Origin of the sequence: Peptococcus simiae (assembly GCF_046569735.1) — a bacterium.
Taxonomy (GTDB): Bacteria; Bacillota; Peptococcia; order Peptococcales; family Peptococcaceae; genus Peptococcus; species Peptococcus simiae_A.
In genome coordinates, this window is record NZ_JBKICG010000008.1 from 69,573 (window position 1) to 93,864 (window position 24,292).

Below are 24,292 nucleotides of genomic sequence, written 5' to 3' on the forward strand. Positions count from 1 at the left end.
GATATACTTAGTAAACACAGGCGGTGGCAAGTCCGCCTTGGGCGTGGTCTAAGTGGTCTGATTGTCAGACCACTTTTTTCTTTTTTATAGATGTTTATTGGTTACCTTCCTTGGTTATTTGGTAATTTATCCTAGGATATGGAGGTGTCCCATGGCTTTTATTTGGAAGTATATTAAAGAAGATGCGCTTTTTTTACTGATTGCCCCGGCCTTTATGCTCCTATCTGTCGCTGCAGACTTGCTCCAGCCAACGCTTATGGCGCAGATTGTCGATAACGGGGTGGCCAATGGAGACCTGGCCTACATCAAAGAAAGAGCCCTGTTCATGCTCTTAACAACCATCGGTGGACTCCTGGCCGGGATCTTTTCTTATTATATGGCTGCCCGGACGACAGCCAGGGCCGGCCAACGAATCCGGCTTTCTCTCTTTTCAAAAATAACGACCTTTTCCCACAAGGAATTAGACCGTTTTTCCGTCCCCACCCTTATCACCCGAATGACCAATGATGTCAGCCATGTCCAATCGGTGATTCTATCCATCCAGAATACCTTTTTACAGGTCCCCTTCCTATTAGCTGGGGGCCTATTTATGGCCATCCGGCTGAGTCGCCAGCTGTCTCTGATCTTTTGTATCGCTATTCCTGTCCTCATTGCTATTATCGCCATTGTCCTGGTCCGGGCCGTCAAGGTCTTTCCGGTGGTCCAGGAAAAATTGGATGCCTTAAACCGGATTGCCCGGGAAAGCATCCTTGGCATGCCGATTATCAAGGGCTACTTGGCTGAGCCCCTGGAGAAAATCCGCTTTAGCAAGGCCAATGATGATCTCTATAACTGGCAGCTCAAGTCTGCCCTCCTGATGATCCTCATGTCTCCCTTTATTATGATGACCTTCAACTTTTCTACTGTCGCCATCCTCTGGGTGGGGGGCTATGAAGTCTATGCCGGCCAGCTTGAAGTCGGGAAAATCATGGCTTTCTCCACTTATCTGTCTCAAATTTTAATGGCGGTCATGATTAGCTCTTTTGTTATTTATATGTTTTCCCAGGCCCAGGCCTCTTTAAAACGGATCCAGGAAGTGGTTGATACAGAAACCAGCATCCAATCACCTGCAAGCGGCAAAGAAGCCCAGGGCTACCAGATTGACTTTGACCATGTCTCTTTCCGCTATGATGAAGAGGCTGCTGAGGATACCTTAAGGGATATCCACTTGACCATCCGGGAAAATGAACGGATTGGCATTGTTGGGCCGACAGGGTCGGGTAAGTCCAGCCTGGTCGGCTTAATGCTCCGCTTTTATGACCCCCAAGAGGGGACTGTTTCCTTTGGCGGAGTCCCCCTGCCGCAGCTGGACCTGATGGCCTTGCGGAAGCATATTGGCTTGGTCCAGCAGGACACTACCGTTCTTTCCGGTAACATTGAAGAAAACCTGAAAATTGCCAACCCCCAAGCCGGTCGCGATGATATGCAAAAAGCCCTGGACCAGGCCATGGCCCAGGAGCTCTATGTCCACCGGGAGGGTGGCCTATCCACGGCCATCCAGCAGCGGGGGAACGACTTGTCCGGCGGCCAGCAACAGCGGCTCTCCATTGCCAGGGTCCTCTTACAAAAGCCCCGGGTCCTGATTTTGGATGATAGCACCAGCGCCCTAGACGTCCTGACGGAAAAGCGCTTTTTAGATGAGCTGGACCGGCATAAGACCGAGCAAAGCCAGATTATCATCGCCCAACGAATCAGCACCTTGAAGCGGTGTGACCGAATTATCGTTATAAACCGTGGCCGCATCGAAGCCATGGGGTCCCATGAGGCTTTGTTGGAAGAGAGCCCCACCTATCAAGCCATTGCCCTGAACCAATCTGACCGGGAGGTGATGCTATGAGTAGACATCGGCAGAAAAAGGCCATGGCAGGGCCCAAGCCCGCCCAAAACACCTGGCCAACCCTTAAACGCCTCATCGGCACCCTCCGTCCCTCCTTGGGCATGATCATCCTGGCCTCTATTGCCAACACCCTGGTCACCGCCCTGACCATCTTCAGCATGTACCTGATGGGCCTGGCCATCGATAAGTATATTTTACAGCTGGACCTGGAGGGGCTCGGCCGGCTGGCCCTGGGTATGATTATCCTCTTTATAACAACGTCTGCTTTAAGCTACTTAGACACCCGCATCATGGCCCTCGTCGCCCAAAATATTTCCAAGTCCTTACGAGCCTCCATCTTCACCCAACTTCTCCGCCTCCCCCTGTCCTATTTTGACCGACAGAGCTCCGGCGACCTGATGAGCCGGTTGACCAACGATGTCGACAGCATCAACCAGACTCTGGCCACCAGTGTGAGTTCTGTCCTAGAGGCCTTCATTAACCTGGTGGGGATTTTCATCGCCATGATGCTCCTATCGCCTACCCTGACAGGCTGGAGCATGCTGGTCCTCCCCTTCGTCTTTATCAGTACCCGGGTGGTGGTTCACTTTTCATCCCGCTATTACCGGGCCCTGCAACAAAACTTGGGGGCGGTCAATGGATATGCGGAAGAGCATATCTCTGCTCAAAAAATGCTCCTCCTCTATGATACCCGCAATAGTGTCCAGAAGGATTTTATCCGTCTAAATGACAACCTGGCAGATGCCTACAAAAAGGCTCAAGCCGCTTCAGTCCTGAAGCCAATTACCGACTTTCTGAATAACCTAGTCTTTCTGACCGTCACCCTCATTGGTAGCTACTTGATTATTACAGGGGGGCACTTAACCGTTGGGGTTCTCTTCTCCTTCTTGATGTACATGCGGCGGTTTACCCGCCCCCTCAACGACCTGGCCAGTCTCTTTAACACCATCCAGGCAGCCATTGCCGGCGCTGAACGGATCTTCAACCTCCTGGATAGCCCGCCGGAAGATGATACCGGCCTCAGAGCCTATGACTTCAAGGGCGGCGCCATTTCTTACCGCCAGGTCTCCTTCAGCTATGATGATGAAGAGGTCCTCCATGATATTTCCTTTGAAGTGCCCAGCGGGGAAACAGTGGCCCTGGTCGGGGCGACCGGGTCTGGCAAGACGACCATTGCCTCCTTGCTCAACCGCTACTATGACCCAGATAAGGGGGCCATCTTCCTGGATGGCCAAGATACCAGCCACCTATCCCGCCAGTCTATCCGGGACCAGATTGGCCTTGTCCTCCAAAACACCTTCCTCTTTACGGAGAGTGTCGCCGATAACATCCGCTACAGTCGACCGGCGGCCACGAAGGCTGAAGTCATTGCAGCAGCTAAGGCAGCCGGGGCGGATGACTTTATCCGCCAGCTGCCCCACGGTTATGAAACCATCCTAAAGGATAACGGCAGCAACCTATCCGGCGGCCAAAGGCAATTGCTGGCCGTCAGCCGGGCCATTTTAGCCGACAAGCCCCTCCTCATTCTGGATGAGGCCACCTCTTCTATTGATACCAAAACAGAGAAGCTGGTCCAGGCCTCCTTTGCCCAACTGACCAAGGGCCGGACGACCATGATCATTGCCCACCGCCTCTCTACCATCCGCAATGCAGACCACATCATTGTCATCGATGACGGGCGGATTGTTGAGCAGGGCAACCACCAGACCCTCCTGGAAAAAGGCGGCGTCTATGCCCGGATGCACGCCAGCCAGGATTTAGCGGAACCAATAACTGCGCCAGCCGGATAATTGGACATGGGCCCCCTTGGGCACCTGAACAAGGGTATTGTAGATATTGTAAAAGTCTCCAACAGCCCCTAATAAAAGGGCACAGCCAAAGGGAAGTAGGGACCGGGCCAGGTAATGGTCGCTGGCCGTCAAGGCCCAAATTCCTAAGGGCAGAAGGCCCAAAAGCAGCCCCGGTGCTGCAGAAATGACAATAAAACGCAGCCGGCTGACCGGCTGGGGTGAATAAGCCATGAGCAGGCCGGCATCTATCTTTTGATAAATATGGACCTCTGCCCCCCTTGGAAAAGACCAGGCATGGACCCATTCATGGAGAAAAAAGCCGGGAATAATAGCCAGACAACCTAAAAGAGTAGGCAAGTGCAGCCAGTGACCGGTCAACAAGGACCGGATGACATAGGCGGCAGCTATCAAGGCCAAAAGGGGCCAGTGCCAGGGCATGATCGCCTTGATCAACCCATCCAGGTCGGCCGGCTCATCATAGGGGACTGCATGGTCAGGCAGGTCAGAACTGGGCAGGTCTTCCAGCCTTGCCAGGTAGCCTTTATAGTGAATGGCCATATGCACCTCCTCAAACAAGTACAAAAGATATGAAAAATCCTATTCCGCAGACCTGTGGAATAGGATTTTTTTACTGGTTACAATGACTGGCAAGCCGCCAGTAGGCGACTGGCCCCAATCCGGCTGGCGCCGGCATCTAGGTAGGCCATGGCCTCCTCCAGGGATTGAATCCCCCCTGAAGCCTTGATGCCAATGGTCTCTGGTAGGGCCTGGCGCATAATGTGAACAGCCTCCAAAGAGGCCCCGGGGAAGTTAAAGCCGGTGCTGGTTTTTAAAAAGTCCACCCCACAAGGCGGTAGAATCTCACACAGCCAGCGGATCTGGTCCGGGAACAGGGCCCCGGTCTCAATGATGACCTTGAGCAAGGCCTCCGGCACCGCCTCCCGGACCCGCCGGACCTCGTCTGTCAGACGGTCCTTATCCCGGGATAAGACGTCACCAATACAGACCACCATATCGATTTCATCGGCCCCCTCAGCAACAGCCGTCTTGGCCTCAAAGGCCTTGACCGCAGGGGTTTGGTAGCCATTGGGAAAGCCGATGACCGTACAGATTTTATTCTTCCCTTCCAGGGCCGCCTGGGCTGCTCGAACCCGGTTGGGCGGGATGCAAACCGAGGCAACAGGAATGTCTCTGACCGCCTGAAAGAAGGCCTGGTAGTCTGCCGCACCGGCCTGGGGCTTCAAGAGGGTATGGTCTAGGGCCGACAGGATAGCGGCCTTGTCTAGCTTAAGCATTGTCCAAAACCTCTGTTAGGAGCTGGTTTACCAAGCCGGGGTTGGCCTGGCCCTTGGTTTCCTTCATAACCTGGCCGACCAAAAAGCCCAGAGCCTTCTTTTTCCCGGCCTTATAGTCTTCGACAGACTTGGGATTGGCCGCTACAATGTCCCGGATAAGGGGTTCTAAAGAGCTCGTATCGGAAATTTGCTTCAGCCCTTCTCTTTCTACGATATCAGCCGGGCTGTCACCAGTTTCAAAGGCCTTAACAAAGACCTCCTTGGCAATTTTACCACTGATGGACCCATCTTTAATCAGATTTAAGAGGTCGACCAGCTGGGCTGGTTGGAACTGGCTATCGGCCAGCTGGATGCCATCTGTATTAAGTTTGGCCGCAATATCCCCCAGGAGCCAGTTGGCAACCGGTTGGGCTTCCCCATAGGCCTTCCAGGCCGCTTCAAAGAAGTCAGCCAGGTAGCGGTCTTCAGTCAGGAGACCGGCATCCGCTTCAGAAAGGCCGGCCTCAGTCACAAAGCGCTGGCGGCGACTCCGGGGTAATTCCGGGATTTCTGCCCGCAAGCGGTCAATGTCCGCGTCACTAACAATAACCGGCGGGAGGTCGGCATCGGGGAAGTAGCGGTAGTCATCAGCATTTTCCTTGCTTCGGAGGGAGTGGGTTACCCCCTTGGCATCGTCCCAGGTCCGGGTTTCGAGTTTCACTTTTTCACCGTCATCCAGGAGGTCACTTTGCCGGTCAATTTCATGGGCAATGGCCCGTTCAACGGCCCGGAAAGAGTTGAGATTCTTAATTTCAGCCCGGGTCCCGAAGGCTTCCTGGCCGACCGGTCGCAAGGAGATATTGACGTCACACCGTAAGGACCCCTCCTCCATTTTAGCGTCACTGACACCGATATAGGTAATAATGGCCTTTAATTCTTCCAAGTAGGCCCGGGCCTCTGCAGCGGACCGCATATCCGGCTCGGAAACGATTTCAATTAAGGGGACACCGGCCCGGTTATAGTCAGCTAGGGAACTATTGGAGGCGGTAATGCTGGCCCCTTGGTGGATGAGTTTCCCGGCGTCTTCTTCCATATGGATCCGGGTCATGCCGATGCGTTTTTCCTGGCCATCTACAGTAATATCAACATAGCCATGTTCAGCAATGGGCTCATCAAACTGGGAGATCTGATAGGCCTTGGTCAGGTCCGGATAAAAGTAGTTCTTCCGGTCAAACTTACTAAACTTATTAATGGTACAGTTGGTTGCCAGGCCGGCCAAAATGGCATAATGGAGGACCTGCTTATTTAAGACCGGCAGGGTCCCGGGTAGGCCTAAACAAACCGGGCAGGTATGGGTATTGGGGTCTCCGCCAAAAGCGGTGGTGCACCCACAGAAAATTTTTGTTTTTGTCTTCAGCTCTACGTGGACTTCTAAGCCGATTACCGGTTCGTATCTCATTGAGCCACCTCCGTCATTTGACCTTCCAGCGCAGCAGCAAAGCTAATGAGGGTGCTGTCGCCACGCACATCGCCAATGAGCTGCAAGCCTATGGGCAGGCCGTCTAATTCGCCAAAGGGCATCGATAACCCCGGTAAGCCGGCTAAATTCACCGGACAGGTCAGGAGGTCCTGCCGGTAGGCATCTACAGCATCCAGGTGTTCCCCAAGGGCCGGGGCCACTTGGATGGCGGTCGGCGTCAATAAGACATCATAGGTCTTAAAGAGGTCCTTAAAGGCATTTTGGATGAGCCGACGGACTCTCAGGGCCTTAAGGTAAAAGGCATCATAATAGCCGGCACTCAAGGCATAGGTCCCGAGCATAATCCGCCGCTTGACTTCATCGCCAAAGCCGTCATGTCTGGTTTCTTTGAACATGGAAACCACGTCCTTGCCTTCAACCCGCAAGCCGTAGCGGACACCGTCGAACCGGGCTAGGTTAGAGGAGGCCTCAGCGGTTGCGATGAGGTAGTAGGTCGGAATAGAGGCTTCCAGGTAGTCCAGGTGGCAGATTTCCACTTCTGCCCCCAGGCTTTCATATATCTTAGCGGCTTCCTGAACGGCCTCACGAATGGCCGGGTTGGTAACCGCATCCAGCATTTCCTGGAGAATACCGATCTTCTTCCCCTTGATGTCTGCCTGGAGGGCCGCCAGGTAGTCCGGCCGGTCTTCCGGCAGGCAGTTGCTATCCCGGTCATCATAGCCAGCAATGACAGACAGGAGGGTGGCCAGGTCAGCGACAGAATGGCCCATTGGCCCTATTTGGTCCAGGGAAGACCCGAAGGCCACGCAGCCATAGCGGGAGACCACGCCGTAGGTTGGCTTGATCCCGTAAATACCACAGTAGGCGGCCGGTTGACGGATAGATCCCCCGGTGTCACTGCCCAGGGCTACCGGTACCATGTCAGCAGCAATGGCGGCAGCAGAACCGCCACTGGACCCGCCCGGTACCCGGTCTTGACTGATGGGGTTCAGGGTTGGGCCAAAATAAGAGGTCTCGGTGGTTGCCCCCATGGCAAATTCATCCATATTGGTTTTACCAATAATGATGGCGTCCTCGGCCAGAAGCCGGTCAACGACATGGGCATTGAAAATCGGCTCATAGTTTTCGAGCATTTTAGAGGCACAGGTCGTGCGTAAGCCCCGGGTGCTCAGGTTATCCTTTAAGGCAATAGGCACCCCGGCCAAGCGGCCAAGGTCTTTGCCCTGGGCCCGTTTTTCATCTAATTTTTTTGCTTGCTCAAGAACCTGTGTCTCATCTACAGTAATAAAGGCATTGATGGTCTTATCCGCTTCCTTGATGCGGTTTAAGTAGGCTGTCGCAATATCCACAGCACTTTCCTGACCGGAAACAAAGGCCTCTCGCACAGAGGCGACAGTATGTTTATGCATATTTCCTCCTATACAATCTTGGGCACTTGAAACATGCCTGCTGCCACTTCAGGCCCATTGGCCAGGGCTTCTTCCCGGGGCAAGCTGTCTTGAACTTCATCTTCCCTGTAAACATTGGAAAGCTCTAAAACGTGGTTCAAGGGAGGAACGCCTTCGGTATCAATGGTGGTTAAGATGTCCATCATATCAATGATCATATCCAATTGTTTTAATTGGTCCTCGATTTCCGCTTCGCTGAAGGACAGCCGCGCCAAATGCGCAATGTGTTCAACGGTTTCTTTTGTTAGCATCTCGCATCTCCTATTCCTCTGAATGATCTATGGTCTATTGATGAAGGAGGTCAAGGACCTCCGCTTGGTTGAGAATGGGAATCCCCAGGGCCTGGGCCTTATCCAGTTTTGAGCCAGCTTCTTCACCGGCAACGACATAGTCGGTCTTCTTGCTCACAGACCCAGTAACCTTAGCCCCTTCCTGCTCCAAGAGGGCCTTCATCTCATTTCTTGAATAGTCCGGAAGGGTCCCGGTTAAAACAAAGGTTTTACCCGTCAGGCGGCCCTCCACTTCCGCTTGTGCCTGGACCTGGTAGCTGACGCCAGCTGCTTTTAAGGCGGCCAAGAGCTTTTGGTTGGCCTCATCCTCAAAGTAACCGACAACCGCTTCGGCAATCCCGGGACCAATGCCGTCAATGGCCAGGAGTTCTTCTTCCCTGGCTTCTTGAAAGGCATCCAGGTCCTGTAAGTGGCGCACTAATATTTGGCTGACATTTAAGCCCACTAGGGGAATACCCAGGGCGTAAATAAAGCGGTCAAAGGGCCTGGATTTCGCTTCTTCCAAGGCCTTGAGTAAATTATCCGCCCGTTTATCCCCCATCCGGTCCAGGGGCAGGAGGTCTTCCTTGCTGAGCTGGAATAAGTCTGCAGCGGTATGGATCAGACCCGCTTCATAAAGCTGTCGAATCAAGGACGGCCCCAAGCCATCGATATCCAGGGCATCTCTGGCAGCCATGTGCAGGATGCCGGCCTGGATTTGAGCCGGACAACCCAATCGGTTAGGGCAACGCCAGACGGCCTCCCCTTCTATGCGGATGAGGTGGGACTGGCAGGATGGGCAGGCCTGGGGAAATTGGTAGGGTGCACTGGCTGCCGGACGTTTTTCCGGCAAGACCTGGACCACTTCCGGGATGACATCGCCGGCTTTTTGGATAAGAACGCTATCTCCCACCCGGACATCCTTGGCCTGGATAAAGTCCTCATTATGGAGGGTCGCCCGGCTGACAACGGAACCGGCCACCAGGGTCGGTTCAAGCTCAGCAACCGGTGTAACTGCACCTGTCCGTCCCACCTGGGTTGTGATGGCGGTGATTCGCGTTTCCTGCTGCTCAGCCGGAAACTTATAGGCAATGGCCCAGCGGGGCGTCTTGGCCCGGACACTTAAGGCCGATCGGTCAGCCAAGTTGTCCACCTTGACGACAATCCCATCAATATCATAGGGGATTTGGTCCCGGTCGGCGGTTATCTTCTGAACCGCTTGGCAAACGGCCTCTATCCCCTCACAGTGGTAGGCTTCCACCGGCCGCAAACCCCAGGACCGGATGGCGGCCAGGACTTCGGCCTGGCTGGAAAAAGAGGCACTGCTGGCGAGGATATCATAAAAACGCAGGGCTAAGGGACGGGCAGCGGCCACCTTGGGGTCAAGCTGCCGGACAGACCCTGCTGCTGCATTCCGGGCATTGGCAAATAAGGGCAGGTCTGCCGCCTGACGCTGGTCATTTAAGGCTAAAAAGTCTTTTTTGGGCAGGTAGACTTCCCCCCGGACCACGAGCTGACCAACGGGCTCATTAAGCCGCAGGGGCACGCTCTTGATGGTCTTTATATTGTCCGTCACCACTTCGCCAATTTGACCATTGCCCCGGGTGGCCCCCATGACGAGGAGGCCATCCTGGTAGGTTAGGGCCATGGAGAGACCATCAATCTTGTATTCAACACTGTAGGCCACCTGGTCTTTACCCAGACTCCGGCGAACCTGACTATCAAAGGCGTATAGGTCCTCTTTAGAAAAGGCATTGGCCAGGCTGAGCAGGGGTACCTGGTGGACGACTGTATCAAAGCCCTCTGCCACCGCCCCCCCGACCCGCTGGCTAGGCGAATCCGGCTGGACCCAATCCGGGTGGGCCGCTTCAATAGCGAGTAGGGTTTGGTAAAGGCCGTCATACCTACTGTCGCTAACTTCCGGCTGATCCAAAACATAGTAACAATATTCATAATGGCGGAGTTTTTCGATAAGTGCCATCATATCTTCTTTGCTGCTGTATTCAGCCATCCGATCACCTGTCTTTCCGTTTTATTTTACCTTGACCGTTCCACTACGTCAACGCTTGCCCCCAGGATGGTCCCTTTTACAGACTTGACAGGTGTATATGAAAGGACTATCATAAGATTAATAATTGAATAATTCTTCAGGGCAGGGTGAAATTCCCGACCGGCGGTAAAGCCCGCGAGCACTTCGGTGCTGATTCGTTGCAAGTACGAAGCCGACAGTAGAGTCTGGATGAAAGAAGACTTCCTCAAAAGCGATGCTTATTGAGTCCATTTCAGTGTGCCCTGACCGGGCACACTTTTTTTATTGGAGGGCCTATGAATGATCGTTTAATGATGACCCGCGCCTTACACCTAGCCATCCGGGGCGCCGGGCAAGTGGCACCCAACCCCATGGTGGGTTGTGTGATTGCCAAGGATGGCAAAATCCTTGCAGAAGGTTGGCATAAAAAGTACGGCGGCCCCCATGCCGAACGGGAGGCCTTGGCCGCTGCCGGTGACCAGGACCTGCAGGGGGCCACCTGCTTCGTCACCCTGGAGCCCTGTAGCCATACCGGTAAGACGCCCCCCTGCACCGAAGCCCTCATCGCCGCTGGCATTAGCCGGGTGGTCATCGCCAGCAGGGACCCCAACCCGGTTGCCAAGGGCGGGGCCGAAATACTCCTAGAGGCCGGCTTAAAGGTAGACATCGGTCTCATGCGGGAAGAGGCAGAAAAGTTAAATGAGGCCTTTTTCTACCGGTTAAAGACCGGCCTTCCCCTGGTCCGCTGGAAGGTGGCAGCAACAGCTGATGGCTGTGTGGCATCGGCTCCGGGCAGCCAGGACCGGAAAATCTCTGGTTCTGAAGCAGACCAATGGGTCCAGGACCTCCGTCACCGGGTCGGGGCCATTATGGTTGGTGCCGGCACTGTCCGAAAGGACAACCCCCGCCTAACCGACCGATCCGGCATTAGTCCGGCAACCCCCCTGGTTCGCGTCATTGTGGGGCATGATGGCCAGGTCCTGGCAGATAGTCAAATTCTGAAGACAGCCCGGGAAGTGCCGACCATCTTTGCCTGTGCCGGCCCAAGTGCTTACTTGGAAGACCTGGACCAGGCTGGGATCGAACTCTGGCATTGGCCGGACCAAGATGACGTCCCCCTCCCCGAACTCTGTCGCCGCCTATCTGAAAGGGGCATTGATGAAATTCTCCTGGAAGGTGGGGCCCAGCTGGCTGCCGCCATGCTTAAAGCCCGCTTAATCCATACCTTCCAGCTGATTTTAGCGCCGAAGCTCCTGGGCCAGACGGCCCTCAGCCAGGCCATCCTGCAAGAAACAGGGTGTTCGGGCCCCTCTACCGCCTACCAGCTCATCCACCCGGAGCTGGCCCTCTTAGGTGACGATGTACTCTATACCGCTACCCTCGCCTATAAGGAGGTAGACCCATGTTCACCGGATTAATCGACCGCACCGGAACCCTCCAATCCCTGGAGCCTACGCCATCCGGCTTAGAGCTGACCATCTTACCCAGCCCGCCCTACGACCAGCTGGTCTTAGGCGAAAGTATTGCTGTCAACGGGATGTGCCTGACCGTTACAAAGATAAAGGGTGAGGCCTTTTCCGCAGATGTCAGCCGGGAAAGCATCCACCGGTCGAATGTTGCCCAGCTTAGCCGCGGCGATGCCGTCAATTTAGAACGGGCCATGGCCATGGGCGGCCGCTTTGGTGGCCATATTGTTAGCGGTCACCTGGACGGTACCGGCCAGATCCTGGCGATTGTCCCGGATGGCCAAGTGAAACTTTTTAGCCTGGATATCGGTTCCGACATGACCCGCTGGGTCGTTGAAAAAGGGTCTATTGCCATTGACGGCATCAGCCTTACCCTAGCCAAGGTCGAAGGGACCATTATCACCATCGCTGTCATCCCCCACAGCCTCCAAGCCACCACCCTGGAAAAGGCTACAATCGGGCAAACAGTGAACATTGAGTGTGACATCCTGGCTAAGTATGTCGAAAAAATGCTGGCCGGAAACACCAGCGATGCCCCCTCTGACCAAGTTGACCTCGACTTTCTCGCCCAACACGGCTACCTATAAAGTAAAGGAGCATGACTATGCACGCATTCAATACCGTAGAAGAAGCCTTACAGCGCCTGCGCGATGGCGGCATCATCATCGTAACAGATGACCCGGACCGGGAAAATGAAGGCGATATGATTTGTGCCGCCGAATTTGCCAGCACTGAAAATGTCAATATGATGGCCTCCGTTGCCAAGGGGCTCATCTGTATGCCCATGAGCAGTGAATTTGGCGAAAAGCTGGGCCTGTCCCAGATGGTCACCAAAAATACCGATAACCATGAAACGGCTTTTACCGTATCTATTGACCATGTCGATACAAGCACCGGCATTTCTGCCGTAGAGCGGGGCTATACCGCCCGCCAGTGTATTGACCCCAGTGCCAAGCCTGAGGACTTCCGCCGGCCGGGGCACATGTTCCCCCTCATCGCCAAGGACCGGGGGGTCTTTGAACGGCAAGGGCATACCGAGGCCACCGTTGACCTCCTGCGCCTAGCCGGCCTAGATGCCTGCGGGCTTTGCTGCGAAATCATGAATGACGATGGCACCATGATGCGGACCACTGACCTCCACCAGCTGGCCCAAAAGTACGACATGCCCTTCATCACCATCAAGGACCTCCTCCACTACCGGAAGGTCAACGAAGTCATCATTGAACAAGTGGCCAAGGCAAAAATGCCCACCCGGTATGGCGACTTCACCATTTACGGTTACATTAACCTCATTAACGGCGAGCACCATGTAGCCCTGGTTAAAGGCGATGTCAACAACGGTCAACCGGTCCTCTGCCGGGTCCATTCCGAATGTCTAACCGGTGATGCCCTGGGCAGCCGCCGGTGTGACTGCGGCGAGCAGTACGACGCCGCCATGAAGGCCATCGCCGAAAAAGGCCGAGGCATCCTCCTCTACTTACGCCAAGAAGGCCGCGGTATCGGCCTGATCAATAAAATAAAGGCCTACGCCCTCCAAGACCAGGGTTATGATACCATCGAAGCCAATAATATGCTGGGCTTTCCGGACGATATGCGGGATTACAGCGTAGGCGCCCAAATCCTGCGAGACCTCGGCGCCAAACAACTGCGGATTATGACCAACAACCCCCAAAAGGTTTACGACCTCAAGGCCTATGGCATGGAAATTGTCGAACGGGTCCCCATTCAAATGCCTATGCATGACACGGATGCCTGCTACTTAAAAACCAAACAAGAAAAAATGAACCACTGGCTCAACTACGATACCACAAACTAGGAGGAAATTATGCGTATTATCAACGGTCACTTAGTCGGTCAAGACGAAAAAATTGCCATTGTTGCTTCCCGCTTTAACGAGCTCATCGTCAATAAATTAATTGGCGGAGCCGAAGATGCCCTGACCCGTCACGGCATTGCCAGCGACCAGATTGACTTATTCTGGGTACCCGGGGCCTTTGAAATCCCCTCTGTCGCCCAGCGAGTTGCCTTAAGCGACAAGTATGATGCTGTTATTTGCCTCGGTGCTGTCATTCGCGGGGCCACCCCCCACTTTGACTATGTCTGTGCAGAAGTTTCCAAGGGGATTGCCGCCCTATCCATGACAGCCAAGTGTCCAGTCATGTTTGGGGTCCTGACAACCGACTCCATTGCCCAAGCCATTGAACGGGCCGGGAGCAAGGCCGGTAATAAAGGCTACGATGTTGCGGTCGGCGCCCTGGAAATGATGGATTTATACAAGCAAATCTAGGTGAGATATTGAGCCAGCACCCATGCATAAATAAACAAATACCCCGGCAGCTCATCCCTAAGGACAAGCTGCCGGGGTATTCCCATATCTATTTACTTAAGCCCTCTTCCGCCTGTACTTCTTGAAAAAGTGCTTCTTCTTCAGGCGAGAAAGGGTAGTCCGCCAGCAAGTCCGGCCGCCGCTGCCAGGTCCGGCGGAGGGCTTCTTTTTTTTGCCAGCGGCGGATATTGGCATGGTGGCCGGACAGGAGAACTTCAGGCACCTCCATCCCCCGGTAGTCTCTTGGCTTGGTATACTGGGGGTATTCCAAGAGCCCCTGGAAAAAAGAGTCCTCTTCATAGGAGGCCTGCTCCTTGATGACCCCGGGGATCAGCCGGGCAATGGTATCAATCATAACCATGGCCGGCAACTCGCCGCCGGTCAGGACATAGTCACCAATGGAATACTCGCTATCCACAAAATGGCGGATCCGCTCATCAAATCCCTCGTAGTGGCCACAAACAAAGGCCAGGTCCTCCCGCTTGGATAAACGGACGGCATCTGCCTGGCTAAAGGGCTTACCCTGGGGCGATAGGAGGATGACCTCACTATTGGCTGAAGTCGGCGCATGGTCTTCCAGGGCATCGACCAGGGGCTGGGGCATTAAAACCATCCCCTGGCCACCACCATAGGGGGTATCGTCCACATGCCGGTGCTTATCCAGGGCGTAGTCCCTGAAGTTCACGACTTCTATAGAAAGGATCCCCTTATCACAGGCCTTACCTAAAAGACTGGCGGTCAGGGGCCCTTCAAACATTTCAGGGAATAAGGAAAAAATACGTATCTTCATCGGCCTAGTCCCTCAAGCCCTTGGGCAGGTCAACATCCATCCGGCCGGCAGCCAGGTCCACCTGGCGAACCACTTTTTTTAAAGCCGGCACATAGATGACCTCCTCTGCCCCCTGGACCACATAAACATCATTGGCGCCGGGCTGGAGGACCTCCTTGACCTGGCCCAGGTGCTCATCGCCCTGGTAGACATCCAGGCCAATTAAGTCCTCGATATAAAAGCGGTCCGGCGGCAGAGGGCGCCTTAAGGCCAAAGGAATATGGCACTCGTATCCCTTCAACAGCTCAGCCGCCGTCCGGTCTTCTACATCAGCCAATACAAGAAGGACGCTGCCCTTATGGTAGCGGACATGGTCAATGGCGTGGGCCATTTGCCGGTTCCCCTTGACCAGGATGATTTCCTCCAGGTCCGAAAAGCGGAGGGGATCATCACAGAGGGGCTGGATTTTCAGCTCTCCCTGGACCCCATGGGCCCCCTGGACCCGTCCAATCAGGATTGTCTTAGCCATTGATTTGACGGATTTTGACAACGATGTCATCTTTAACGACGATTTCACGGTTTAAGTTGAGGTTGAAGGCCTCCCCTTCGACCAGTTCAGTGACAAAGTTGCCTTCTCCGGCGGTCACTTCTTCCCCTTCTTGGAGGGCATCTACCGCCGCCTTGCTGGCTTCCATTTGTTCACGGTAAACGGCAATTTTTTGCCGCTCCATATTGAACTGCTGGCGCAGTTGTTCCACTTGGGGGTGGGCTTTAAGGGTGAGTTCCGTCATGGTCTTGTCCATTTGCTTGTCAAAGTTGGCGAGCTCATCGTCAATTTGCTTGATTTGCTCATCCACTTCAGCCAGGGCCTTATCCTTATAGGTCTGGGTAACGACTTGCTTATAAGTCACTTTGCCCATAACGGTTAATTTATTTGCATCCATAGGAATCTCCTTTCTAAAAAATCCGGAATCCCAACGGGCTTCCGGATTCAAGTTATTCTACAATTTCTACGTAAACTTTTTTATGCATACGGGCGCCGACTGCTTTGAGCACTGTGCGCAAAGCATTGGCAATCCGGCCTTGTTTACCGATAATCTTGCCCATATCTTCGCTAGCGACCTGTACAGTCACCTGAACAGTGGTATCGTTTTCTTCTATAGAGACGTCCACCTGATCTGGTTGATCAACCAGTGCTTGCACCAGGTGTTTGACCAGTGCTTCCATGGCTCCCACTCCTTAAGCGTTTTTCTTAACGCCAACTTTTTTAAATAAGCTACGTACGGTGTCAGACGGTTGTGCACCGGTGGAAAGCCATTTTTGTGCTTTCTCAGCGTCAACTTTAATGTCAGCGGGGTTCTTGTTGGGGTCATAATAACCGATTTCTTCGATGAAGCGACCGTCACGCGGTGCCCGGCTATCAGCTACAACAATACGATAAAAAGGTTTCTTTTTAGCGCCCATCCGTTTTAATCTGATTTTTGTTGCCATTCCTACTCACCTCCTATGCGAGATTACAGGCCGAAAAAGGGCAGGCGTTTCTTTTTGCCGCCTTTGCCACCGGCCATTTGGGTTAATTGTTTCATCATGGTTTGCGATTGGTCAAATTGCTTTAAGAGCCGGTTGACGTCTTGGACGCGGACACCGGCGCCGGCTGCAATGCGTTTGCGGCGACTCCCATTGATAATCTTGGGATTCTGCCGCTCAGCCTTGGTCATGGAAAGGATGACAGCCTTGCTCCGATCCATTTCTCTGGCGTCAATTTTAACATTTTTCAAGGCCTTTTTATTGAGGCCGGGAACCATTTCTAAAATAGAGTCCATATCGCCCATCTGTTGCATTTGGGTCATCTGGTCCAGGTAGTCATCCAAGGTAAAGGATTGGTTGATGATCCGCTCTTGGATTTTCTTGGCCTGGTCTTCGTCGAAGGCCTCCTGGGCCTTATCAATCAGGGTCAGGACATCGCCCATGCCCAGAATCCGGTTGGCCATCCGGTCCGGATGGAAGGGCTCAAGAGCATCCAGCTTTTCCCCCATCCCGATGAACTTAATCGGACAGCCGGTGACTTCTTTAACAGAAAGGGCTGCGCCCCCGCGGGTGTCGCCGTCCAGTTTGGTCAGAACCAGGCCGCTAATGCCCAGGGTTGCGTTAAATCCCTCTGCGACGCTGACGGCGTCTTGCCCGGTCATGGCATCGATGACCAGGAGGATTTCCGTCGGCTCTACTTCCTCTTGGATGGCAGAGAGCTCTCCCATCAGGGCTTCATCAATATGGAGACGACCGGCGGTATCCAGAATGACAATGTCATTATTATGGTTACCGGCATGGACAATGGCCCTTTGCGCAATTTCTACCGGGTTTTCATCAGTTCCCTCAGAGTAAACAGGAATCTCCAATTGTTCGCCCAGGACTTCTAATTGTTTAACCGCTGCCGGGCGGTAAACGTCACAGGCCACGAGGAGGGGCCGTTTCTTCAGCTTATCCCGCAGGTAGCGGGCTAATTTCCCAGAGGTAGTGGTTTTACCGGACCCCTGTAAACCGACCATCATAATGACCGTTGGCGGTTTAGAGGCAATCTTCAGCTTTTCCTGCTCTCCGCCCATCAATTGGGTCAGCTCGTCATGGACAATTTTGACCACCTGTTGGCCCGGGGTCAGGCTCTCCATGACCTCGCTCCCTAAGGCCCGGTCTTTAATGTGGGCCACAAAAGATTTGACCACTTTATAGTTGACGTCTGCTTCCAGCAAGGCCAAGCGCACTTCTTTTAGGACTTCTTTTAAGTCGGCTTCGCTGATTTTACCCTTGCCGGTAATTTTTGCAAAAACATCCTGCAGGCGGTCTGCTAATCCGTCAAATGCCATCGTTTTGGCCCCCTTTCAAAATTGAAAGTATCTCCATTGCCTCATCCAGGTGCTTGCGATCACCTGCTGCCAACCCTTCAACCAGCTCTTGGAGCCGGTTGAAATAAGCTTGTTGCAAACCCTCTTTTTTGGCCAGTCCCAGCTTATCTTCATATTCATCAAGTAGCCCTTCTACCCGTTGAAGGGTATTGTGGACCGCCTGACGAGAGGTTTGGGTGGTTTCGGCAATTTCGGCTAATGAAAGGTCTTCTTCATTGTATAAAGCAAAAACATGTCGTTGATGCTTGGTTAATAAATTGGAATATAAATCAAATAACTGTGTGATATAAGTCAAATGGCCTAGACTTTCACGCATACTATCACCTGTCAATCCATTTTCCTTGACACCTTTGGTATGATAACAAGGATCCCGGCAGCTGTCAAGCTTTTTTCCTTGTCAGCACCCATTAATTGATAAAGATTTGGGCTACACCTGAAGCCCTGCAAAACGCCCCCTGACTATCGCTTTTGGCCTATCGGTGATTGGTCAGTACTCCCCAGTCCACCCAGCCGCTGACCGATCTCGGTCTGGTCATCATCACAAAGGAGATAGGGCATAAAGATGCCCTGCATAAAGCGGTCCCCGGCAGCCAGGGTTAAGACCTTTCCCTCCTTGCTGTCATTGGTCAGGGTAGCCTGGATATGCCCTTCATTTAAGGCACCATAATAATCACTATCAATGACCCCGGTGGTATTGGCCAACTGCAACCGGTAGCGGGTTCCCAGCCCGCTCCGGGGCATCAGTAAAAGAACGACCCCGGCCGGCATCAGGACCCGGATGCCGGTCGGGATGCAGGCGCTCTCGCCTGGGGCCAGGGTCAGGTCGGCCGGCAGATAAAAATCGTAGCCGGCGCTACCTGCCGTTGCCCGCTTGGGCAAGGGAATCTGGTCATACACTTGCTCTAGGGTCTCCCGGTCCCCTTGTTTATCTATCCAGTCGGCTACAAACTGCTTTTGACTCACTTTTTCAAATAGGATCATATCGTCACTCCAGACCTCGCTTTTCTTGAAAGATAGATGTCAACCTGCTATAATTTTACTGCTAGTTTAATAAGAAAAGGGGATTTTAATGGGTCGTATACATAACATCGAAGGAAAGAAGAATAAAATGGACAGCCAAAGGTCTGCCAGTTTTACCAAACATGCGCGCAATATCAGCGTTGCTGCCCGTATGGGCGGTGGGGACCCGGCTTATAACGCAACCCTGAAGTTAGCCATCGACAAGGCCAAGGCTGACAATATGCCTAATGATAACATACAGCGGGCCATAAAAAAAGGAACCGGTGATACCGCGTCTGATAACTATGAACACATCACCTATGAGGGCTACGGCCCCGGAGGTGTTGCGGTAATGATCGACTGCCTGACCGATAACAAAAACCGGACCGCCGGTAATGTCCGCCACTTATTGGACAAAAACGGCGGCAACCTGGGCACCAACGGTTGTGTTGCCTTTTTATTTGAACGCAAGGGGGCCATCGGCATCGACCGGGCCGAAACACCCCTTGGCGAAGAAGAATTGATGGACCTGGTCTTGGAGGCCGGCGCAGAAGACTTTATCGCCGAAGCCGACCATTACGAAGTCATCACCGGCCCGGAAGACTTTTCTGCAGTCTTGGAAGCCTGCCGGGAAGCTGGGGCCGCTGTCATCACCAGCGATATCAGCATGCTTCCGATGACCGTCGTCAAGACCGAAGAAGATGTCGCTGCCAAGGTCGCCAAACTGGTCAATGACCTGGAAGCCGACGACGATGTCCAAAACGTCTATACCAACGCTGAATAAGTGCCTGCAAGGAAAAACCGGCTCCTTGCAGAGAAGGACTGGGAATAAGTCTTATCCCGTCTAGCTATGAACAATATAAAGAAATGCTACAAAATAGCCCAAGAATAGCAAGGCCCCAGCTCAAAAAATGAACTGGGGCCTTGCTATTCTTCTTATCGCTCATGTTTGACCACAATATGGGATTGAATCAAAGCTTTCCCAGGTAGGTATCGGCGCTAAGCTTGTTTACAAAAAAAGCTGTGTCGAATGATTTTACCCATTCTGACACAGCCCCTTTAGGCAATACGATGACCGGAAGGTCTTCCTCCCTAGCTGGCCGGGTCTCCGGCTTTCTTATCCGACCGGTCATGACCGGAAGTTTTCATACTGGAGGGCCTGACCATAATCCTTTTCTTTCAGGAAACCGATAACCGTTTGCAGGTCATCGATTTTTTTACCGCTGACCCGGATTTTATCATCCATGATCTGGGTCTGGACTTTCAACTTGGTATCCCGGATATCCTTACTGATTTTTTTGGCCAGGTCCTTGTCAATCCCTTGGCGGATGATGATATCCTGCTTGACCCGGCCACCGGAAGCTTCTACCTTCCCGTATTCCATATTTTCAATGGGCACGCCCCGCCGGATAAATTTAGACTGTAAGACATCTACAACACTCTTCATCCGCATTTCATCATCTGCGTTTAAGTGGATGGTATCCCCATCGACATTGATTTCTGTTTTTGCGCCCTTGAAATCATAGCGGTTGGTGATTTCTTTTAAGGTTTGATTGACCGCATTGTCGACTTCTTGGGTGTCCACTTGAGAAACCACATCAAAAGTTGCATCTTTAGCCATAATGACCTCCTAAAAATCGATCTGCTTGGGTACACGGGGGAAGGGAATCACATCTCGTATATTTTTCATGCCGGACAGGTACATTAAGAGGCGTTCAAAACCAACGCCGAAGCCTGCGTGCGGGGTACCACCGTAGCGGCGTAAATCCAGGTACCATTGGTAGGCCTTGGTAGACATTTCCTTAGCCGCTAGCCGCTGGACCAGGAGGTCAAAGCGCTCTTCCCTTTGGCTGCCGCCGATAATCTCACCGATGCCAGGCACTAAAAGGTCCACAGCGGCGACGGTCTTTTGGTCATCATTCCCCCGCATATAAAAGGCCTTGATGGCTGCCGGGTAGTCAGTGACAAAGACCGGTCCCTTGACCACTTCATCGGTCAAAAACCGCTCATGCTCTGTTTGCAGGTCTAGCCCCCAGGAGACCGGATGGGCAAAGGACTGGCCACTTTTTTCCAAGAGGTCAATGGCCTCAGTATAGGTCATCCGGGAAAAACCGGCTGCTTGAACAGCCTCCAACCGCTGGATTAGGCCGTCATCTATGAAGTCATTGAAAAACTGGATGTCTTGTGGGGCTTCCTCGAAAGCGGTTTGAATCATGGCGCGAATAAAGTCTTCCGCCAGGTCAATGAGGCCATCTAGGTCACAGAAGGCGCATTCCGGTTCAATCATCCAAAATTCCGCTGCATGCCGGGCGGTATTGGAGTTTTCTGCCCGGAAGGTTGGGCCAAAACTGTAGACATTTTTAAAGGCATGGGCAAAGGCCTCTGCATTCAGCTGGCCACTAACGGCCAAGTGGGCCGGCCGGCCGAAAAAATCATCCTTATAGTCTAAGGCGGCCGGTGGTTGGACAGCTAACCGGTCCAAGTCCAGGGCGGTCACTTGGAACATTTCTCCGGCCCCTTCGGCATCACTGGCCGTTAAAATCGGCGTATGGACCTGCAAGAAACCCTTTTCATGAAAGTAGCGGTGGACCGCAAAACTCACCAGGCTCCGCAGGCGAAAAACAGATTGAAAGGTATTGGCTCGCGGCCGCAGGTGGGCGATGGTCCGTAAATATTCAAAGCTATGCCGCTTTTTTTGTAGGGGGTAGTCTTCGTCTGTTCCACCAACTAGGTCCAGCTCTGTTAGCCGGAGTTCAAAGGCCTGCTTGGCTTCAGGGGTGGCCAGCAAGCGACCGGACACGGCCACTGCTGCCCCCAGAGACAGGTCCTGCAGGGCCTCCCCCTGGTCTGCTGAATAGACCAGCTGGATGGCATCCGGGCAACTCCCGTCTACCAATTCGATAAAGCCAACCTGTTTCCCGGCCCGGTGGTTACGCACCCAGCCGGTCAGCCGGACCTCCTGGTTATAAAAAGCGGTGGGATTTTTATAGATAGCTGCGATTGCTTGTTCCATGGGACCTCCTATTCCAGGGAAATGCGCCCAATGGCTCCATTTCTAAATTCCTTTAGCAAGAGTACCGATGTTTTTCGGTCATCGACCCGGCCACCACTGATCAGGGCCCCCCGCCGCCGGCCTATGGCCTGCATGAGGGCGTAGGGTTCTTCTTCAGCGATGAGGTCCGAATCCAGGGCATAGCGGCTGGCTAAGGCTTCCGGATAATGGGTCTTGAGGTGACGCACCAGGCGGAAGGCCGCTTCTTCCGGGACAAAGACATCGTCAGAAACGGCCCCGCTAATGGCCAGCCGGTAGCCGATTTCGTCGTCGTCGAACTTGGGCCATAAAATCCCCGGGGTGTCTAAGAGTTCAATGTCTTCAGATAGGCGCAGCCACTGCTTGCCCCGGGTCACCCCGGGCTTGTTCCCGGTATCGGCTACCGACCGGCCAATGACCGCATTAATAAGGGTTGACTTGCCGACATTGGGGATGCCGATGATCATGGCATGGACCCGTACTTTTTTGGCCCCTTTACCTAAAAATCGCTCCCGCTTTTTTGCCGACAGGTCGTAAATGGCTTCAGACAGCGCCGCTGCCGCCTGCTTGCCCCCCCGGCTCAGGTCCAGGGCAAGGGCCCCGAAGCCCTTTTTCCGGTAGGTCTGGAGCCAATGGGCTGTCCGGCCGGGGTCAGCCAGGTCAGCCTTGGTCATAACAATTAAATGAGGCCGCTTTTTACCGACAATCTCTTCTAAAAGGGGGTTCTTACTGGTTTTAGGGAGCCGGGCATCGACCAGTTCAATCACTACATCAACCATGGCCAATTCTTTTTCAATGATGCGCCGGGTCTTAGCCATGTGACCCGGAAACCACTGGATACTCATCCTAACACCTGCCAAGCACTGATTGGCCAGTAAATAAACTGGGCCTTCCCGATAAGATAGTCCTCTTCCACTGTTCCCCAGTAGCGACTATCGCTGGAATGGTTCCGGTTATCGCCCATCATGAAATATTCGTCCTCAGGGACTTGGACCGGGCCAAAGTCAGGCATATTGGTATCTGCTGCTACATAGGGTTCTTCTAAGGGCTTACCGTCTATGAAAACGGTATTATTCTTGACTTCTACCCTTTCCCCGGGCAAGCCAATGAGCCTTTTGACATAGTCCATTTCCTCCAGGCCCTCTTTCTCATTGACGGGGTATTTAAAGACCACAATATCGCCCCGTTCCGGCTCATGCATTTTATAGGATAATTTGGTTACCACGACTTGATTATTCAAGCCCAGGGTTGGTATCATGGAGCCTGAAGGAATATAGTAGGTGCCCACAATAAAGTGCCGTAAAAATAAGACGAGTACGATAGCGATGGCAACCGGTACCACAAATTCGCGGATAAAACCGCCCTTTTGCTGGTTTTTTTCATTGTTATTGGGCTTGCCCTCTTCTTGCATGGCGTCTGCCCCCTTCCCTGACATTTTTAGCTGTCAACTAGAAAAAGCCCTTCGCCGAAGGCGAGGGGCTTACCATTAACGATGAATTTCTTTGATGCGGGCTGCCTTGCCGAACCGGTTGCGCATATAATATAATTTAGCACGACGCACACGACCTTGGCGTACAAGCTCAATTTCAGCCACACGCGGAGAATGAATCGGGAAAATACGTTCCACAGTGACCCCATAAGCCGTACGACGCACAGTAAAGGTTTCGGTTAAGCCGCCACCAACGCGTTTCAAGACAACACCTTCGAAAGCCTGCAGACGTTCGCGGTTACCTTCGACAACCTTTACCTGAACCCGGACAGTGTCCCCGGGACGGAAGTCAGGTACATCCGTTTTGAGTTGGTCTTGTTCAATTTTCTTTAAGATATCCATAGTTTCTCCTTTCATCTAGAGAACGTTCATAGGCCAATACCCAGCGGACCGTTCGGATCAAAAACACAGTTATTTTAACACATACAGCGCTATTGCGCAAGTCAAAATCAAGAGGAAAGTAATAGAAAGGGTGGTTTTATGTCAAAAGGCAAACATTATGAGATGTTTGATATTCTAGGCCCTATTATGGTCGGGCCATCCAGCTCCCATACAGCCGGCGCTTGTCGCTTAGCGGATATGGCGCGCCGCATTTATGGAAAGGACCTGACCGCTGTGACCTGCGAGCTCCACGGCAGCTTTGCCCACACCTATCAAGGGCATGGCAGCGACCGGGCCATTGCCGGCGGTCTTTTGGGCTATGCCCCTGATGATGAGCGGCTGGTAGAGGCCTTAGACCTCATTGCGCAAGCAGGGATTGACCTGGTCTTTGAATCCGCTGACCTGGGCAATGTCCATCCCAATACCATCCGCTTTCGTTTTCATCGGGACCAAGCGCCGGACTTCACCGTCACCGGCTCTTCCATTGGCGGCGGCAACATCCGGATTACGGATATAGATGGGACTGCCACTGATTTTACCGGCGAATACCCCACCCTCATCCTCCGCTATCCCGACTCCCCAGGCATGGTCTACTACGCCAGCAGTATTTGTCACGAAAATAATCTCAATATTGCGCATATGCACGTGAGCCGCCTTGACCAAACGGCAACCATGATCATTGAATTGGATGAGCCCTTCACCCCAGCAGTCACGGAGGCTTTCAGCCAATTGCCCAACCTAGACTTCTTTATTGCCATTTCACGT

The 24,292-nt window shown here is 53.2% G+C and carries 27 protein-coding genes and 1 riboswitch; of the genes, 8 read left to right on the top strand and 19 right to left on the bottom strand.

Annotated features, from left to right (window positions below):
- The first annotated feature begins 151 nt into the window (after positions 1-151).
- A complete protein-coding gene (locus tag ACLGL1_RS04880) occupies positions 152-1,876 on the top strand; it encodes an ABC transporter ATP-binding protein (protein ID WP_411007636.1) in 1,725 nt (574 codons plus the stop codon).
- Positions 1,873-3,666 (top strand): ABC transporter ATP-binding protein, encoded by a 1,794-nt coding sequence (locus ACLGL1_RS04885; protein WP_411007637.1) that lies wholly within the window; start codon positions 1,873-1,875, stop codon positions 3,664-3,666. The genes ACLGL1_RS04880 and ACLGL1_RS04885 overlap by 4 nt, the downstream gene beginning before the upstream one ends.
- Here ACLGL1_RS04885 and ACLGL1_RS04890 read toward each other — a convergent pair.
- The 6 genes from ACLGL1_RS04890 to ligA all read right to left on the bottom strand — a co-directional run bounded on the left by ACLGL1_RS04890 (position 3,634) and on the right by ligA (position 10,148).
- Positions 3,634-4,224 carry a metalloprotease family protein gene (locus tag ACLGL1_RS04890; protein WP_411007638.1) on the bottom strand — a complete coding sequence of 197 codons (591 nt, stop codon included), beginning with the start codon at positions 4,222-4,224 and terminating at the stop codon, positions 3,634-3,636. The genes ACLGL1_RS04885 and ACLGL1_RS04890 overlap by 33 nt on opposite strands.
- A 77-nt stretch (positions 4,225-4,301) precedes the next feature.
- Positions 4,302-4,961: a deoxyribose-phosphate aldolase gene (gene deoC / locus ACLGL1_RS04895; RefSeq protein WP_411007639.1), complete on the bottom strand. Its 660-nt coding sequence runs from the start codon at positions 4,959-4,961 to the stop codon at positions 4,302-4,304.
- Positions 4,954-6,399, bottom strand: a complete 1,446-nt coding sequence (gatB, locus tag ACLGL1_RS04900; protein ID WP_411007640.1) for an Asp-tRNA(Asn)/Glu-tRNA(Gln) amidotransferase subunit GatB — start codon at positions 6,397-6,399, stop codon at positions 4,954-4,956. The genes deoC and gatB overlap by 8 nt, the downstream gene beginning before the upstream one ends.
- Entirely contained in the window at positions 6,396-7,829 is a 1,434-nt protein-coding gene (gatA, locus tag ACLGL1_RS04905) for an Asp-tRNA(Asn)/Glu-tRNA(Gln) amidotransferase subunit GatA (protein WP_411007641.1), read from the bottom strand. The genes gatB and gatA overlap by 4 nt, the downstream gene beginning before the upstream one ends.
- A gap of 8 nt (positions 7,830-7,837) precedes the next feature.
- The gene (gene gatC / locus ACLGL1_RS04910; RefSeq protein ID WP_408976752.1) at positions 7,838-8,119 is read right to left on the bottom strand and encodes an Asp-tRNA(Asn)/Glu-tRNA(Gln) amidotransferase subunit GatC; all 282 of its coding nucleotides are present in this window, start codon (positions 8,117-8,119) and stop codon (positions 7,838-7,840) included.
- A 34-nt stretch (positions 8,120-8,153) separates the two neighbouring features.
- Positions 8,154-10,148 (bottom strand): NAD-dependent DNA ligase LigA, encoded by a 1,995-nt coding sequence (gene ligA, locus ACLGL1_RS04915; protein ID WP_411007642.1) that lies wholly within the window; start codon positions 10,146-10,148, stop codon positions 8,154-8,156.
- Between the two features lie 128 nt (positions 10,149-10,276).
- Positions 10,277-10,392, top strand: a riboswitch (FMN riboswitch).
- A gap of 70 nt (positions 10,393-10,462) precedes the next feature.
- Here ligA and ribD point away from each other — a divergent pair.
- From ribD to ribE, 4 genes are read left to right on the top strand one after another with little or no spacing between them, the layout of a single operon-like run.
- The gene (gene ribD, locus ACLGL1_RS04920) at positions 10,463-11,584 is read left to right on the top strand and encodes a bifunctional diaminohydroxyphosphoribosylaminopyrimidine deaminase/5-amino-6-(5-phosphoribosylamino)uracil reductase RibD (protein ID WP_411007643.1); all 1,122 of its coding nucleotides are present in this window, start codon (positions 10,463-10,465) and stop codon (positions 11,582-11,584) included.
- Positions 11,569-12,219, top strand: coding sequence for a riboflavin synthase (locus tag ACLGL1_RS04925; protein WP_411007644.1), 651 nt, complete (start codon positions 11,569-11,571; stop codon positions 12,217-12,219). Before ribD ends, ACLGL1_RS04925 begins: the two co-directional genes overlap by 16 nt.
- 17 nt (positions 12,220-12,236) lie before the next feature.
- Positions 12,237-13,448 carry a bifunctional 3,4-dihydroxy-2-butanone-4-phosphate synthase/GTP cyclohydrolase II gene (locus tag ACLGL1_RS04930; protein ID WP_411007645.1) on the top strand — a complete coding sequence of 404 codons (1,212 nt, stop codon included), beginning with the start codon at positions 12,237-12,239 and terminating at the stop codon, positions 13,446-13,448.
- Positions 13,449-13,457: 9 nt separating this feature from the next.
- A complete protein-coding gene (ribE, locus tag ACLGL1_RS04935; RefSeq protein ID WP_411007646.1) occupies positions 13,458-13,919 on the top strand; it encodes a 6,7-dimethyl-8-ribityllumazine synthase in 462 nt (153 codons plus the stop codon).
- An 88-nt stretch (positions 13,920-14,007) separates the two neighbouring features.
- On the opposite strand, the gene trmD is transcribed toward ribE, so the two are convergent.
- The 8 genes from trmD to ACLGL1_RS04975 all read right to left on the bottom strand — a co-directional run bounded on the left by trmD (position 14,008) and on the right by ACLGL1_RS04975 (position 18,608).
- A complete protein-coding gene (gene trmD / locus ACLGL1_RS04940; RefSeq protein WP_411007647.1) occupies positions 14,008-14,748 on the bottom strand; it encodes a tRNA (guanosine(37)-N1)-methyltransferase TrmD in 741 nt (246 codons plus the stop codon).
- A gap of 4 nt (positions 14,749-14,752) precedes the next feature.
- Positions 14,753-15,277, bottom strand: coding sequence for a ribosome maturation factor RimM (gene rimM, locus ACLGL1_RS04945; RefSeq protein ID WP_411007648.1), 525 nt, complete (start codon positions 15,275-15,277; stop codon positions 14,753-14,755).
- On the bottom strand, positions 15,249-15,671 hold the full coding sequence (locus tag ACLGL1_RS04950) for a YlqD family protein (RefSeq protein ID WP_411007649.1): 423 nt from the start codon (positions 15,669-15,671) through the stop codon (positions 15,249-15,251). The genes rimM and ACLGL1_RS04950 overlap by 29 nt, the downstream gene beginning before the upstream one ends.
- A gap of 52 nt (positions 15,672-15,723) precedes the next feature.
- Positions 15,724-15,954, bottom strand: a complete 231-nt coding sequence (locus tag ACLGL1_RS04955) for a KH domain-containing protein (RefSeq protein ID WP_411007650.1) — start codon at positions 15,952-15,954, stop codon at positions 15,724-15,726.
- A 12-nt stretch (positions 15,955-15,966) separates the two neighbouring features.
- The gene (rpsP, locus tag ACLGL1_RS04960; RefSeq protein WP_408976742.1) at positions 15,967-16,218 is read right to left on the bottom strand and encodes a 30S ribosomal protein S16; all 252 of its coding nucleotides are present in this window, start codon (positions 16,216-16,218) and stop codon (positions 15,967-15,969) included.
- A 23-nt stretch (positions 16,219-16,241) separates the two neighbouring features.
- Positions 16,242-17,588 carry a signal recognition particle protein gene (gene ffh / locus ACLGL1_RS04965; protein ID WP_411007651.1) on the bottom strand — a complete coding sequence of 449 codons (1,347 nt, stop codon included), beginning with the start codon at positions 17,586-17,588 and terminating at the stop codon, positions 16,242-16,244.
- Entirely contained in the window at positions 17,578-17,943 is a 366-nt protein-coding gene (gene ylxM, locus ACLGL1_RS04970; protein WP_408976740.1) for a YlxM family DNA-binding protein, read from the bottom strand. Before ylxM ends, ffh begins: the two co-directional genes overlap by 11 nt.
- A gap of 143 nt (positions 17,944-18,086) precedes the next feature.
- Entirely contained in the window at positions 18,087-18,608 is a 522-nt protein-coding gene (locus ACLGL1_RS04975; protein ID WP_411007652.1) for a deoxyuridine 5'-triphosphate nucleotidohydrolase, read from the bottom strand.
- An 88-nt stretch (positions 18,609-18,696) separates the two neighbouring features.
- Here ACLGL1_RS04975 and ACLGL1_RS04980 point away from each other — a divergent pair, with 88 nt between their 5' ends.
- The gene (locus ACLGL1_RS04980; RefSeq protein WP_411007653.1) at positions 18,697-19,410 is read left to right on the top strand and encodes a YebC/PmpR family DNA-binding transcriptional regulator; all 714 of its coding nucleotides are present in this window, start codon (positions 18,697-18,699) and stop codon (positions 19,408-19,410) included.
- A gap of 345 nt (positions 19,411-19,755) precedes the next feature.
- Here ACLGL1_RS04980 and ACLGL1_RS04985 read toward each other — a convergent pair whose 3' ends face one another.
- The 5 genes from ACLGL1_RS04985 to rplS form a co-directional block, all read right to left on the bottom strand.
- Positions 19,756-20,247, bottom strand: a complete 492-nt coding sequence (locus ACLGL1_RS04985; RefSeq protein ID WP_411007654.1) for a YajQ family cyclic di-GMP-binding protein — start codon at positions 20,245-20,247, stop codon at positions 19,756-19,758.
- Positions 20,248-20,256: 9 nt separating this feature from the next.
- Positions 20,257-21,639, bottom strand: coding sequence for an asparagine--tRNA ligase (gene asnS / locus ACLGL1_RS04990; protein WP_411007655.1), 1,383 nt, complete (start codon positions 21,637-21,639; stop codon positions 20,257-20,259).
- A gap of 8 nt (positions 21,640-21,647) precedes the next feature.
- Positions 21,648-22,502: a ribosome biogenesis GTPase YlqF gene (gene ylqF / locus ACLGL1_RS04995; RefSeq protein WP_411007656.1), complete on the bottom strand. Its 855-nt coding sequence runs from the start codon at positions 22,500-22,502 to the stop codon at positions 21,648-21,650.
- Entirely contained in the window at positions 22,499-23,068 is a 570-nt protein-coding gene (gene lepB / locus ACLGL1_RS05000) for a signal peptidase I (RefSeq protein WP_411007657.1), read from the bottom strand. The genes ylqF and lepB overlap by 4 nt, the downstream gene beginning before the upstream one ends.
- Positions 23,069-23,143: 75 nt before the next feature.
- Complete coding sequence (gene rplS / locus ACLGL1_RS05005) at positions 23,144-23,488, bottom strand: 50S ribosomal protein L19 (RefSeq protein ID WP_408976924.1); 345 nt, start codon at positions 23,486-23,488, stop codon at positions 23,144-23,146.
- 138 nt (positions 23,489-23,626) lie between these two features.
- Between rplS and sdaAB the strand changes: the two genes are divergently transcribed.
- Positions 23,627-24,292: L-serine ammonia-lyase, iron-sulfur-dependent subunit beta (gene sdaAB, locus ACLGL1_RS05010; RefSeq protein WP_411007658.1), on the top strand; the 666-nt coding region annotated here is incomplete at its 3' end.